The 12,131-nt window shown below is 65.5% G+C and carries 12 protein-coding genes; 9 read left to right on the top strand and 3 right to left on the bottom strand.

All coding sequences use genetic code 11. The features are described from left to right. On the bottom strand, positions 1-520 hold a 520-nt coding region (locus JOZ79_RS08065), incomplete at its 3' end, for an acyl-CoA thioesterase domain-containing protein (RefSeq protein WP_294072996.1). A gap of 39 nt (positions 521-559) precedes the next feature. Further along, positions 560-1,558 (bottom strand): LysR family transcriptional regulator, encoded by a 999-nt coding sequence (locus tag JOZ79_RS08060; RefSeq protein WP_294072993.1) that lies wholly within the window; start codon positions 1,556-1,558, stop codon positions 560-562. Between the two features lie 195 nt (positions 1,559-1,753). On the opposite strand from JOZ79_RS08060, the gene JOZ79_RS08055 reads away from it, so the two are divergent. From JOZ79_RS08055 to JOZ79_RS08020, 8 genes are all read left to right on the top strand, one after another. Continuing rightward, entirely contained in the window at positions 1,754-3,526 is a 1,773-nt protein-coding gene (locus tag JOZ79_RS08055; RefSeq protein WP_294072991.1) for an acetolactate synthase catalytic subunit, read from the top strand. 52 nt (positions 3,527-3,578) lie between these two features. Then, positions 3,579-4,727, top strand: coding sequence for an NADH:flavin oxidoreductase/NADH oxidase (locus tag JOZ79_RS08050; protein WP_294072990.1), 1,149 nt, complete (start codon positions 3,579-3,581; stop codon positions 4,725-4,727). 13 nt (positions 4,728-4,740) lie between these two features. Then, complete coding sequence (locus tag JOZ79_RS08045; RefSeq protein ID WP_294072988.1) at positions 4,741-6,291, top strand: long-chain-fatty-acid--CoA ligase; 1,551 nt, start codon at positions 4,741-4,743, stop codon at positions 6,289-6,291. 4 nt (positions 6,292-6,295) lie between these two features. Beyond that, the gene (locus JOZ79_RS08040) at positions 6,296-7,087 is read left to right on the top strand and encodes an enoyl-CoA hydratase-related protein (protein WP_294072986.1); all 792 of its coding nucleotides are present in this window, start codon (positions 6,296-6,298) and stop codon (positions 7,085-7,087) included. A gap of 58 nt (positions 7,088-7,145) precedes the next feature. Beyond that, positions 7,146-8,174 (top strand): extracellular solute-binding protein, encoded by a 1,029-nt coding sequence (locus JOZ79_RS08035; protein WP_294072984.1) that lies wholly within the window; start codon positions 7,146-7,148, stop codon positions 8,172-8,174. Between the two features lie 100 nt (positions 8,175-8,274). After that, the gene (locus tag JOZ79_RS08030; RefSeq protein ID WP_294072981.1) at positions 8,275-9,912 is read left to right on the top strand and encodes an iron ABC transporter permease; all 1,638 of its coding nucleotides are present in this window, start codon (positions 8,275-8,277) and stop codon (positions 9,910-9,912) included. Next, positions 9,909-11,015, top strand: coding sequence for an ABC transporter ATP-binding protein (locus tag JOZ79_RS08025; RefSeq protein ID WP_294072978.1), 1,107 nt, complete (start codon positions 9,909-9,911; stop codon positions 11,013-11,015). Before JOZ79_RS08030 ends, JOZ79_RS08025 begins: the two co-directional genes overlap by 4 nt. 9 nt (positions 11,016-11,024) lie before the next feature. After that, positions 11,025-11,486, top strand: coding sequence for a PaaI family thioesterase (locus tag JOZ79_RS08020; RefSeq protein ID WP_294072976.1), 462 nt, complete (start codon positions 11,025-11,027; stop codon positions 11,484-11,486). Between the two features lie 38 nt (positions 11,487-11,524). Here the strand turns inward: JOZ79_RS08020 and JOZ79_RS08015 are convergent, their stop codons facing one another. Continuing rightward, positions 11,525-11,911 (bottom strand): hypothetical protein, encoded by a 387-nt coding sequence (locus JOZ79_RS08015; RefSeq protein WP_294072974.1) that lies wholly within the window; start codon positions 11,909-11,911, stop codon positions 11,525-11,527. A 5-nt stretch (positions 11,912-11,916) separates the two neighbouring features. On the opposite strand from JOZ79_RS08015, the gene JOZ79_RS08010 reads away from it, so the two are divergent. Next, positions 11,917-12,131, top strand: a 215-nt coding sequence (locus JOZ79_RS08010; protein WP_294072972.1) for a hypothetical protein, incomplete at its 3' end; no start/stop codon positions are given.

Genomic DNA, 12,131 nt, shown 5'->3' with positions numbered 1-12,131 from the left:
CGTAGTGACCAAGGACGACCGGGCGGATTAGGAACGGCGTAGGTTGGTGCCAGAGATCTCGGGTCGCTTGGGCCGACTTATGCGCTTCACTCCCCAAGAACGCCGCAGGATCGGGCAGAGACTCAGGAGGCGGCACATCAGGCGGCGCAACGTTCTGATGATCTGGACCGCCCTCGTCCACGTGGAAGCTCGCCTCCATCGTCGCCACCAGCTTCCCGTGTTGAGTTGCTTCGATCCGTCGTGCGGCGAAGCTCCTTCCGTCCCGGATCCGGGCGACCTGATAGCGGACCGGCGATCGAACCTCGCCGGGAGTGTGGAAATAACCGTGCAAGGAATGTATGAAGCGATCCTCGGTCACCGTGCGCTGCGCGGCGGCGACGGCCTGGGCGAGGATCTGGCCGCCAAAGACGCGGGACCAGCCGAACCTAGGGCTGCGTCCCTCGAAGACATCGGTCTCCGCTTGCGCCAAGCAGAGGCTATCCAAGAACTCCTCCACCTCCGGCACGTGCTTGCTCTCCATAGCCGCGGCGACCGACCCAGGGCCGGGCTGTTTTGGGCGTCAGTCCGCGAGGGCGGGATCGGCAACTCTCCGCCTCGACCTCTGGCTGTCGGTGGCAGGTTCGCGCGAAGACGCGATGGCCTTACGGGTCGAGCCGAACTGCTTCAGATGCTCGACGAACGCACGCAGCGCGGGCGTCTGCCGCCGCCGGCTCGGATAGAAGATGTAGATCGGCTCGAGCGGGACCGACCAGCCGGGCAGCACGCGGACGAGCTTCCCATCCTGCAGTAGCCGGTCGATGCAATAAGAGGGAAGGCAACTGATGCCATGTCCTCGGACGATGAGATCGGTCTCGGTGGCGATGTCGCCGACAATCATCGGCGCCTTGGGGTCGACCCGGCAGGACACGCCGAGATCGGTGCCGACCAGCAGCCAAGGCTGGATGATCCCCGTCGTCCGGCTGCGGCAAACCACGGTGTCATGCTCAAGGAGGTCCGAAGGGGTCGAGGGCGCAGGGTGAGCCGCAAGATAGGCCGGGGATGCCGCGAGCAGGCTCTCGGACGCCGGGAGCACCTTGACGGCGGTCACGTCCTTCGCAAGCAGGTCGCCGAAGCGCAGACCAGCATCGAAGCCGTTCTCGACGATGTCGACCAGCCGACCCTCGACCTCAATCTCGACCTCCACTTCGGGGTAGCGCCGCCGGAAGGCCATCAGAGCCGGGCCCACGATGCCGTCGTAAGCGAACCGCGGCATCGTGAGGCGAAGCGGTCCGGCCGGGCGGGCGGCGAGGCCGATGGTCTCCAGCGTCACGTCGCTCAATGCCATGAACGCCGGCCCCGCACGATCCAGATAGGTGGCGCCCGCCGCAGTCAGGCTCAAGCTGCGGGTTGACCGCATCAGCAGCGGGGTCCCCAATCTCGCCTCCAAGGCTCTGACCGCCTGGCTTGCAGCGGAAGGCGAGATGCCGAGCTTGTGGGCGGCGCGAGTGAAGCTCCGTGCTTCGGCGACGGCGAGAAAGATTGGCACGCCGTCCAGGAGGTCCCTTGAGTTCGCGCTCAATTCAAAAGCTCCCCTTCATTCGCGTCGTCGCCACCCTACGGGCAATCGCCTTGCCCAACAACCAAGAAAGCCGATGCTCCCGTCCCATTCTGAAGCTGAGCTTCATTCAGGGCGTAACACTTCGAGTCTAATCGCTCGCGTTCCAAGCCGCTAACGTCAGTGGCGGGAGAAACGCGCTGTCCGGGAACAAACACAATGCCGAGCACTGCGATCCGCACGCAAGGCAACCTCATCGCAGAGGACCCCAAGATGCTTGACACGGCACAACGGAACGAGACGGTGGCGATGCGTCTGGCTGGGGCGTTCGCCCGGCACGGCGTGACGGTCACGTTCGGGCAAAGCTTGCCGAGCGCCTTCCATCTCGCGGCCCCGCATGCCGGCATCGAGCAGAAGGCATATCGTCAGGAGAATACGGGCGGCGCGATGGCGGACGGCTATGCCCGCATCTCGCACAAGGTGGGCGTCGTGACAGGCCAGAACGGTCCCGCCGCGACACTTCTAGTCGCGCCGCTGGCCGAGGCTCTGAAAGCCTCCGTTCCCGTGATCGCGCTCGTGCAGGAGGTACAGCGCAACGGCATGGACAAGAACGCCTTCCAGGAGCTCGATCACATGAAGCTCTTCGACGGCGTGGCGAAGTTCGTGCGACGGATCGATCGCGCCGATCGGCTTGAAGACCTGGTCGACATGGCGTTCACCGCCGCAACGTCCGGCCGTCCTGGCCCGGCGGTCTTGTTGGTCCCGCCGGACTTGCTGATCGAGCAGGCGCCGGATCCCTCGCCGCGTCGCGCCGATCTCGGCACTTTTCCGCTGGACCGCGCTGTGGCCGCTGCGTCGCTGGTCGACGAGGCCGCTGGCCTCCTCGCCAGCGCGAAGTGCCCGCTCGTCGTGGCGGGGGGAGGTGTTCACCTTTCGGATGCCGGGGCCGAGCTGGCGACCTTGCAGGAGAACGCCCACCTTCCGGTTGCCACCACGAACATGGGCAAGGGGAGCGTCGACGAGATGCATCCGCTCAGCCTCGGCTGCATCGGCAACTACATGGCCGTGGGCAGCCGCACTCATAAGCTGCGCGCGCTCGTGGAGCGCGCCGACGTGGTCCTGCTCGTCGGCAGCCGCACGAACCAGAACGGCACCGATAGCTGGACACTGTTCCCGCCCTTGGCGCGCTTCATCCACGTCGACATCGACCCGATCGAGATCGGGCGAAATTACGAGGCGCTTCGCCTGCTCGGCGACGCCAAGCTCACACTCGCCGCGCTGACAACCTCACTGGGCACGCGCGACCTGTCTGCGCGCCAGAACGCACGCGCCCGCCTCGAGTCCGAGATCAAGGAGGGCGTCGCGGACTGGCGACGCCGGGTGGCCGAGGTGTCGGGACGGGACGGCGGTCCCATCCGCCCTGAACGGCTCATGGCCGAGCTCGACCGGCGCCTGCGCCCGACCGACATCGTCGTCGCCGATGCGAGCTACTCGTCGATCTGGATCAACAACTATCTCACCGCCCGGCGAGTGGGGCAGCGCTTCCTCACGCCACGCGGCCTCGCCGGGCTCGGCTGGGGATTGCCCTTGGCGATGGGTGCGAAGGTCGCCGCACCCGACAGCCGGGTCATTTGCCTGGTCGGCGACGGCGGGTTCGCCCATTCCTGGGCGGAGCTCGAGACCGTTCGCCGGCTTCGGCTTCCGATCACGATCATCGTGCTGAACAACGGAATTCTCGGCTTTCAAACCCACGCCGAGGACATGAAGTTCGGCCAGCATACGAATGCGTGCGACTTCGAACCCGTCGACCACGCCGGGATCGCGCGTTGCTGCGGCGTGCGCGGCGTGCGGGTGGAGACCGGCGAGGCCGTGGCCGCGGTGCTGGACGAGGCGATGGCCTCGGACGAGGCGATGCTTATCGAGGTGATGGCGGATCCGGCCGCCAAGCCGCCGATCACGGTCTTCGCCGGTCATTTCTCCGAGCCATACTGAAAGAATACCTGGCCGCACGGGCGGGCCGCCGCGGAACCCTGGAGTCGAAGCAGTGAGCAGTCTCTTCAACGGCATCGTGCTCGGCGAACTTAGCCTCCAGAATCGGGTGGTCGTTCCGCCAATGTGCCAATATATGGCGACGGATGGGCTGCCCTGCCCTTGGCACGATATGCACTATGGCGGCCTGGGCATATCGGGCGCGGGGCTCGTCATCATGGAGGGCACCGCGGTCGAGGCAATTGGCCGCATCAGCTTGGGCGACCTTGGACTCTACAACGATGAGCAGGAGGCGGCGCTCAAGCAGATGCTTGCGCGCATTCGAACCTACTCAACGGCAAAATGGGGCATCCAGCTCGCGCATGCTGGCAGAAAGGCGTCCAGCCAGGTGTTCGATGCGCCATACCCCGTGCCTCCGGAAGAGGGGGGATGGATTCCGATCGGCCCATCGGCCATCGCCCACAGCGATCGATGGCCGGCGCCAACCGAGATGTCCCAGGCGGAGATCGCCCGGGTTGTCGAGAGCTTCACCGATTCCGCTCGACGGGCTGGCCGGGTCGGCTTCGATCTCATCGAGGTGCATGCCGCCCACGGGTATCTGATCAGTTCCTTTCTTTCACCGGTCGCGAACAGGCGCACCGACGACTACGGCGGCTCGCTCGAGAACCGGATGCGGTTTGCGCTCCAGGTCGCTTCGGCCGTGCGCGCCGCCTGGCCTTCCCACAAGGCATTAGGCTTTCGGGTGAATGGCACCGACTGGATCGATGGGGGAATAACGATCGTAGAGAGCATCAAATTGGCCAAAGCGCTGCGACTGGCAGGAGTGGACTACTTGGCCGTGTCCAGTGGCGGCAACTCGCGCCAGCAGAAGCTGCCGCCGGTTGTGCCCGGCTACCAGGTCCATATCGCGCAAGCTATCAAGGAAGGTTCTGGAATCGCGACGATGGCGGTTGGCATGATCCTCGATCCGAAGCAGGCGGACGAGATCGTTGCAAGCGGGCGCGCGGACCTGGTTGCCATAGCCCGAGCGACGCTGGATGACCCGCGGTGGGCATTGCACGCCGCCCAGGCACTTGGCGAGGAGATCGCCTACCCGCGCTCGTACTGGCGGACAACCGGCAAGACCTGGCCCGGGTACAAGCTGGTCCACCCGCCGCCGGGCGCTGAAACCGGCATGCAACCTGCGCAACCGGGCCGGAGATGAGCGGAGACGGACGATGAAGTTGCTTGCCGACATCCACGAGCGCAACGCGGTCCTCGCCTCGGACACTGCCGCCATCATCTTCGAGGATCGCACGCAGACCTTCGGCGAATATTGGGTCCGCATCAACCGCATCGCGCATGGCATCTACCAGCGCGGCGCCCGGCACCAGGACCGCGTCGCACTGCTCTCGATGAACCGCCTCGAATACACCGAAGTCTACGGCGCCTGCGAACGCGCGGGTTTCATCATGACCACGGTCAACTTCCGACTCTCCGCCCCCGAGATCGACTATGTGCTCCGCAACAGCGCGCCGCACACCCTGATCTTCGAAGGCCAGTACGCCGACACCGTCGACAGTCTGCGCGCAGGCCTGTCGATCCAGCGGTACGTCTGCCTGGGCAACACCCCAGACTGGGCCGAACCCTACGAGGCGCTTGCCGATAGCGGCTCGCCCGACGGCCCCCCGATCCACGCGCAAGCCGATGACGTGGCTGTCTTGATGTACACGAGCGGCACGACGGGGCGCCCCAAGGGCGTCATGCGGACCCATCGCGGCGAAGCCCGGCAGGCGGAAACCATGTCCAACGTGTTCGCCAAGCGCGGCGACACCCGCCAGCTTATCATTATGCCGCTGTTCCACGTCGGCGCCCGCTGCCTCTACTACTCGTCCTTCTGGCTGGCCGGGACGGTCTACGTCCAACGCAGGTTCGATCCGACGCTCGTCCTAGAGGCGATCCAGCGGGACCGCATCACCCACCTCCACCTCGTGCCGACGATGGTGGCCGGGCTCCTGGATGTGCCGGAGATCGGCACGTACGACCTCTCCAGCGTCGAGCTTCTCCTCTACGCCGCCGCGCCGATGCCGGTCTCGCTGCTCAAACGCGGGATCGCAACCTTTGGGAACGTGCTCGGCAACGGCTACGGCTCGACCGAATGCAACTTCACCTTCCTCGCCCCGCACCAACATCATCCGAACGGAACTCCGGAACAGGTCGCGCGCCTAGCCTCCGTCGGCCAGGCCTTCCCCGACGTCGACATCCGCATCCTCGACGATGACGGACGCGAGTGCCCCGCCGGCGTTCCAGGCGAGCTCACCTGCCGATCAGATAGCTGCATGGGCGGCTACTGGAGCAACGGCCCGGCTACTGTCGAGGCGCTGCGCGACGGCTGGTACCACACCGGCGACGTCGGCTATTTGGACAGCCAGGGCTACGTGTTCCTAGTCGATCGCAAGAAAGACATGATCATCACCGGCGGCGAGAACGTCTATTGCCGCGAAGTCGAGAGCGCCATCGAACAGCACCCCGCCGTCCACGAAGTTGCGGTGATCGGCGTTCCCGACGAGAAATGGGGCGAAAGCGTCCGGGCCATCGTCGCCTTGCGGCCGGCAGCGCGCCTCACCGAAGCCGAGTTGATCGCCTTCGCCCGCGACCAGCTCGCCCACTACAAAGCCCCGAAGAGCGTCATCTTCGTCGACGAGCTGCCGCGACTGCAAACCGGAAAGATCAGCAAGGTGCAGTTGCGCGAGCGACACAACAACAGTCAAAGCCAGCCGAGGGCCTGACCCGATGTACGACGCCTACAAAGCCCTGAAGATCGCCCGCGACGGCGCCATCCTGACGATCACCCTCGACCATCCCCCGTCGAACGCCGTCACGAAGGCGATGCACGGCGAGCTCGCCGAGGTCTTTCTCGATATCAACCGCGACCCGGCCACCAAGGTGGTCATCATCACCGGCGCGGGCGACCGCGTCTTCAGCGCGGGCGGCGAGTTCTCGGCCATGCAGGAGAGCATCGACGACCCCCAGGCCGCGGTCGTCTCCATGCAGGAGGGCATCAAGCTCGCCCACGCCCTCCTCGCGCTGGAAAAGCCGATCATCGCCCGCATCAACGGCCACGCGATCGGCTTCGGCGCAACCCTCGCGCTCCTCTGCGACCTCACCTACGCCGTCGACACCGCCAAGATCGGCGACCCGCACGTCCTCGTGGGCTACACCGCGGGCGACGGCGGCGCCCTGCTCTGGCCGCAGATGATTGGATACGCTCGGGCACGGGAGTTCCTCTTGACCGGCGACTCGCTGCGCGGCGCCGAGGCCGCCGCGATGGGCCTCATCACCCGCGCCGTCCCCGCGGGCGAGCTGGACGGAACGGTGGACGGGATCGCGAAACGCCTCGCAGCAGGCGCGACCGTCGCCATTAACGGCACGAAGCAGGCCATTAACCTGCCGCTGCGGCGCCAGTTCGACGCGCTGATTGAAGCCCATCTCGGCCTCGAATTGATGTCGCATTTCTCTAAGGACCATGTGGAAGCGGTCGCCGCCATGCTCGAAAAGCGCCCGCCGAGGTTTTCGGGCACGTGATGGCGGCCCAGCTCACGCGCATGCCCAGACCATAACGATAGCCGGGAGGAACCGCACCATGTCCAAATCCACCGTTCTGAGACGCTCCGTCGAAGCCGCACTGCTGCTGCTCGCCGCCGCTAACCCTGCCATCGCCCGCGACAAGGTCGTGGTTTACACCGGCATTTACGAGGAGCCCTTCGTCAAGGCGCTCAAGGAGGAGTTCACCCGCCAAACCGAGATCGACGTCGAGATGCTGATCATCCCCGCGAACGGCACCCTCATCGCCAGGGTCCGCACGGAGAAAGACCGGCCCCGTGCCGATGTGATCGCAGATACGACCATCGACTTCATCCAGTCCCTCAACAAGGACGGACTGATCCTGCCCTACAAGGCCAAAGCCGAGACGCCCGAGTTCATCCAGCGCGGCTACGCCGACCCGGACGGCTACTGGCACGGCTGGTTCGCCATGGCCCCCATGATCTTCTGGAACACGGACCGCTACGCCGCCGACGCCTCGCTCAAAGGCGTCCAGCCCCCCACCTCCTGGGACGCGTTGCTCGACCCCGCCTTCAAGGGCAAGGTGATCGTCCCTAACCCGCAGACTACCGCCATGGGCTCCGTCATGGTCATGACGCAGATCTTCCGCCTCGGCGAGGCCCCTGCCTGGGACTACATGAAAAAGCTCAACGGCAACGTCGCCCAATACACCTCCTCGGCCTCGCTCCCGGTGGCCCTCGTCGAACGCGGCGAAGGCACGATCGGCGTGGGCTGGTCGAGCGACGTCCTAGGCGCAACGCTCGGCCGCAAGCAGCGGATTAGCTTCGCCTTGCCACAGGACGACGCGATCTCCGTCTGGGTCGCCGGCATCGTCAAGGGCGGCCCTAATCCGGACGGTGCGCGCAAGTTTATCGACTTCCTGCAGAGCGACGCCGTGCAGGCAGCATCGGTAAAGCTTGGCTACCGGCTACCCATCAGCCCCAACGTCGCCCCGCCCGAAGGCGTCCCGCCCCTCTCCACCGTGAGAGCGGTGAAATACGACCTCGACTGGGCGGCGCAGAACGTCGACCGCGTCCGCAAGCAGTGGGCGAAAGAAACGAACAATTAGTGTTGGGTCCCGGAAGTTCGCCGTACTCTCTGCGGCGAACGCTGGGGATAACCAGGCTATCAGAAAGTAGTGGCCCGTCTCGTAACCCAGCGAGGTTGTCGTGAGTACCACCGTGGCCCGTCGAAGCCGACCCCGCGTTGACCCGGCGGTGACGGCCCTCTACGCCGTAACGATCGCCGCTCTCGCCGTCTTTGTCATCTACCCGACCGTCCGCGTCCTCATCACACCCGAACCGGGCAACGTCGCTGAAGTCCTGACGAGCAACCGGACACTCCAGGCAATCAAGAACAGCGTCGTTATCACCCTCCTCTCAACGACCTCCGCGTCGCTGCTCGGCCTGGTCTTCGCTTTCGCCGCGACCCGCCGCGACATCCCGCTCCGTCACCTGTTCCGTATCCTCGGCACGCTTCCCCTCTTCGCGCCCCCCTTCATGGTCGCCTTCGCCTACGTCCTCGTCTTCGGACGCCAGGGCCTCATCACCCACACCCTCCTCGGCCTCGAGGTGAACATCTTCGGCTGGCACGGTCTCTGGCTCGCCCAGACCATCGGCATGTTCCCCCTCGCCGCCGTGATCATCCGCGGCGTGCTGGAGGGCATCCACCCGAGCACCGAACAGGCGGCGCTGACCCTCGGCGCGAGCGAAACCGCCGCCCTCCGCACCGTCCTGGTCCCGCTCGCCCTTCCCGGCATCATCGGCGCCATGCTCGTCGTCGCCATCACCGTCCTCGCCGACTTCGGAAACGCCATCGTCATCGCCGGCAACTTCCCGGTCCTGGCCACCGAAGCCTGGATCAGGATGGACGGGCTCGGCGACCTCCAGGGCGCCGCCGTGATCGTCTCCGTCCTCATGGTCCCCGCCGTCGCCCTATTCATGGCCAGCCGCGCCTTGCTCGGCAATCGCGTCTTCACCACCGTCACCGGCCGCGGCGCCGACGTGGACCAGATCGCGACACCTGCGCTCATCAAATGGACAGTCGTCGCGATCTGCTCGCTCACCTGCGTACTGGTCGTGATCGTCTATGCCGGAATACTGCTCGCGGGCCTGTTCAACGAATGGGGCAGCGACTGGTCCCTCACCCTGCGCCATATGCGCGGGGTGTTCTCCTACGTCGACGAGTTGCGCATCAGCCTCGTCGTCAGCGTGCTCGCCGGGTTGGTCACCGCCCTCGCCGGACAGGTCATCGCCTTCCTGCACTCCCGCGCGCTTTGGTTCCGCGGCGCGCTCGACTTCCTGGCTATTCTGCCCGGCGCGCTGCCGGGTGTGTTCATCGGCGTTGGCTTCGTCTTGGCGTTCAACGCGCCACCGATTGAGCTCGCGGGCACCATCTGGATCGTCGTCCTCGCCCTGGGCTTCTGGCATCTGCCGCAAGCCTACCAAGCGACCAAGGGGGCGCTCGGCCAGATCCATCGCAGTATCGAGGATTCGGCGCGCGACTTGGGCGCCAGCGAAATCCGCCTGATCACCGACGTTTACGCTCCCCTCTTGTCCCGCAGCTTGGTCGCGTCGTTCATCCAGTCCTTCATCCGTTCGGTATCGAACGTCAGCGTCGTCGTGTTCATGATTGCGCCAGGCCAGATACTGGTCTCGGCCGTCATTCTCCGCATGATCGGCAGCGCAAGCTGGAGTGAGGGCGCCGCCCTGACCACGGCGTTGCTGGTGATCACCTTCATCTGCGTCGGGCTGGCCGAAGCCGTGACCCGGCGCTTCTCCGCTCCGGCCCGGGGGAGTCAGCGATGAATACGACAACGGCGCAAGAACCGGCGGTCGCCTCGCCAAGCGCACTCACCCAAGCGGGCGGCGCGCCGCACGTCCGCCTTATCGAACTGAGCAAGACGCTCGGCCCCTTGAAGGCGGTCGATCGGGTGTCGCTCGACATCCCAAGAGGCCAGATCACGACACTGCTCGGCCCCTCCGGCTGCGGCAAATCCACTACCCTGCGGCTGCTGGCCGGCCTCTACCAGCTAGATTCCGGCGACATCACCCTGGACGGGCAAGGCATCGCGCACCTGCCCCCGAACAAGCGCCAGATGACGATGGTGTTCCAGGAATACGCACTGTTCCCGCACCTCACCGTGGCGGACAACGTCGGCTACGGCCTGCGCATGCGCCGTACGCCGGCAAGCCAAGCCAGGGCGCGCATCGGCGAGATGCTCGAGCTCGTCGGTCTCTCTGCCGCCGCCGGCAAGCACCCGCACCAGCTCTCCGGCGGCCAGCAGCAGCGGGTGGCGCTCGCCCGCGCCCTGGCTGTTGATCCCGAAGTCCTGCTACTCGACGAGCCACTCTCGAACCTCGATGCCAAGTTGCGGATTCGTTTGCGCGAAGAGATCGTGCGGCTGCAGCAGGTCCTTGGAAAGACCATGGTCTTCGTCACCCACGACCAAGAAGAGGCGATGTCGATCTCCCACCAGATCGCCGTCATGAGCGGTGGCCGGATTTCACAAGTCGGACCCCCAGAAGAGATCTATGCTCGGCCGGTTTCCCGCTACGTGGCCGAGTTCGTCGGGTTGGCCAACTTCATCGAAGGCGAGGTCGTCGCACCTGGCTGCTTCCGCTTCGGCGACCTCGCCATCCCGGTCCAGACCGGAACGGTCACCGGCAAGGCCACACTCATGATCCGCCCGGAGGCCTGCACCATCATGGCACCGGCCGTGCACCCCGATGGCCTGGCGCTGCGCGGACGCTTGATCCAACGCACCTTCCTCGGGAACATGGCTCGCTACACGGTTGACACGCCGCAAGGACCCATGGTCGTGGACGACGACGCCTTCACGCGCCGGACGCTCGGCGACGATGTGACGCTCGCCGTGGCGCCGGACCGGCTCCATGTCCTGCCCGTCTGAGCGCCGTCCATGCCTCCTCATCCCGACTACCAGATGATGCCCTTCCCGGATCGCTACAGCGACGCGGTCGGACCCTACTATGCAAGGATGGATGGCGACCGACCCATCATCGCCCTCCCTATCACGGAACTCCACATCAGCCCGCGCGGGGTGTGCCATGGCGCCGTGATCGCCAGCTTAGCGGATCATCAATCGCTGCCGGCCAGCATCATGGCCGGGCTGACAGAGCGCTTCGCGGCGACTATCAACATGAGCCTGGATTTCATCTTCCCGGCCAAGCTGGGCGATTGGCTGGAGCTAAAGACGGAGCTGCTGAAGGCAACGCGGCAGTTCCTGTTCACGCAGGCGGTGATCCGCAATGGCCAGGGTGTGCTGATCGCGCGCAGCAGCGCCATCTTTAAGTTCGATCCGACTACGCCGGACGATCCGCACATCATTGCGCGGCTCTTTCATCAGCCGGTCCGAGGCTAAGAGGCGCTCTTACAAACTCCATAGCCGGATGTCGGAACTTAGGAGCTTTGCAACATCGCCGAACCGTTGATCGTGTTGAGCTTTCCTGTGGCGTAAGTCCGTCCCCCAATGCGGTCATGGGGCATCGCCATGCCGGCGTGATCGCCCTGCTCGCCAGGGCCGATCCGGCGAGTGTTGACCAACGCGGATCGCGCCGAAGCCCATTGTCGGGATAGTCTCGCCTCCCGGAACTTACGCAGGAAGACGATCGCATGGCGGACACACTCGGCTGGCGCCTGAAGATCGGCGTCCTGATCCCGTCGACCAACACATCCGTTCAACCGGAATACGATGCCATGCGACCGCCAGGCGTCACCAACCACATCCGCGCCTTTCGGATTCCGAACGCGCCCACCCGGACGGACGCCGAGTTCCGACAGCAGCAAGAAATATGCGTGCGACGATGGTGGAGGCGATGGACGAGGCGCTAACGCTCGAGCCCGGCCAGGTGATCCTGGCTACGGCACCCGAGTCCGGCGGAGGCCTTGCCGGTGCCCCGATCCTGCGGGACCGACTGCTGGCGAAGAGCGGCGGCCGGGTTACCGTCACCATCGCCGCTGACGCCCTTCTGGCCGCGCTCAGCCGGGTAGGCGACGTCTGCCGTAT

The sequence above is a fragment of the Sphingomonas sp. genome, assembly GCF_019242355.1.
GTDB lineage: Bacteria > Pseudomonadota > Alphaproteobacteria > Sphingomonadales > Sphingomonadaceae > Sphingomicrobium.
Note: the sequence above shows the minus strand (reverse complement) of the source record. Positions and strands in the feature narration are given on the sequence as shown.

Excerpts from the sequence above, each read along its gene's own strand:
- JOZ79_RS08020 (WP_294072976.1), top strand. The coding sequence starts at position 11,025 with ATGCCTCCTCATCCCGACTACCAGATGATGCCCTTCCCGGATCGCTAC.
- JOZ79_RS08040 (WP_294072986.1), top strand. The coding sequence starts at position 6,296 with ATGTACGACGCCTACAAAGCCCTGAAGATCGCCCGCGACGGCGCCATC.
- JOZ79_RS08055 (WP_294072991.1), top strand. The coding sequence starts at position 1,754 with ATGCCGAGCACTGCGATCCGCACGCAAGGCAACCTCATCGCAGAGGAC.
- JOZ79_RS08035 (WP_294072984.1), top strand. The coding sequence starts at position 7,146 with ATGTCCAAATCCACCGTTCTGAGACGCTCCGTCGAAGCCGCACTGCTG.
- JOZ79_RS08025 (WP_294072978.1), top strand. The coding sequence starts at position 9,909 with ATGAATACGACAACGGCGCAAGAACCGGCGGTCGCCTCGCCAAGCGCA.
- JOZ79_RS08045 (WP_294072988.1), top strand. The coding sequence starts at position 4,741 with ATGAAGTTGCTTGCCGACATCCACGAGCGCAACGCGGTCCTCGCCTCG.